The sequence below is a fragment of the Vibrio sp. 1457 genome (assembly GCF_033340195.1).
Classification (GTDB): Bacteria; Pseudomonadota; Gammaproteobacteria; order Enterobacterales; family Vibrionaceae; genus Vibrio; species Vibrio alginolyticus.
In genome coordinates this window covers 1-1115 of record NZ_JAWOWA010000121.1, presented here as the reverse complement: position 1 = coordinate 1115, position 1115 = coordinate 1, and the positions used below count along the sequence as shown (strand labels likewise).

Sequence of the window (1115 nt, the reverse complement as noted above, 5' to 3'; positions counted from 1 at the left end):
CGGGGAGTCGGGTCACCTGGCGTTATAAATTCGGCGGCAACGAGAACCAGCTCGACGGCTATGAGAAATGGTTGTTACCTCAGCTTAAACCCGAACAACGCTGGTACGGTCTGGAACAGGACGAAGGCGCGCTGGGGCGATCGATGGAACGCTCGCAACAGTTCCTGCTGCTTTCGGCGCTTCTGACCTTGCTGCTGGCAGTGGCAGCAGTGGCGGTAGCGATGAATCATTACTGTCGCAGTCGCTACGATCTGGTGGCGATCCTCAAAACGCTGGGGGCAGGGCGAGCGCAACTGCGTAAGCTAATCGTCGGTCAGTGGTTGCTGGTGCTGGCGCTTTCAGCCGTTACCGGTGGGGCCATAGGCCTGTTGTTCGAAAACGTGTTGATGGTGCTGCTCAAGCCCGTTCTGCCTGCTGCACTACCGCCAGCCAGCCTCTGGCCGTGGCTGTGGGCGCTTGGCACCATGACGGTCATCTCGCTGCTGGTGGGGCTACGACCATATCGCTTGTTGCTGGCAACGCAGCCTTTACGCGTATTACGTAATGATGTGGTAGCGAACGTCTGGCCGCTGAAGTTTTATCTGCCGATTGTCAGTGTGGTGGTTGTGCTGCTGCTCGCCGGATTAATGGGTGGCAGCATGCTGCTTTGGGCGGTGCTGGCGGGCGCGGTAGTACTGGCTTTGCTGTGCGGTGTGCTGGGCTGGATGCTGCTGAATGTACTTCGCCGCATGACGCTGAAATCGCTGCCTCTGCGCCTGGCGGTCAGCCGCCTGTTACGTCAGCCGTGGTCAACATTAAGCCAGCTTTCGGCATTTTCGCTCTCCTTTATGCTGCTGGCGCTGCTGCTGGTATTGCGTGGCGATCTGCTTGACCGCTGGCAGCAGCAGCTACCTCCAGAAAGCCCGAACTACTTTTTAATTAACATTGCCACAGAACAGGTAGAACCGCTAAAAGCGTTCCTCGCGGAACATCAGATAGTCCCGGAATCATTTTATCCGGTAGTGCGGGCGCGGCTGACGGCGATTAACGATAAGCCGACAGAAGGTAATGAAGATGAGGCGCTTAACCGCGAACTCAATCTTACCTGGCAAAATACGCGACCCGATCATAATCCG

The 1115-nt window shown here is 57.0% G+C and carries 1 protein-coding gene; it reads left to right on the top strand.

Annotation, left to right across the window (positions count from 1 at the left end):
* Positions 1–1115: ABC transporter permease (locus R7Z41_RS24195; RefSeq protein WP_318141661.1), on the top strand; the 1115-nt coding region annotated here is incomplete at both ends.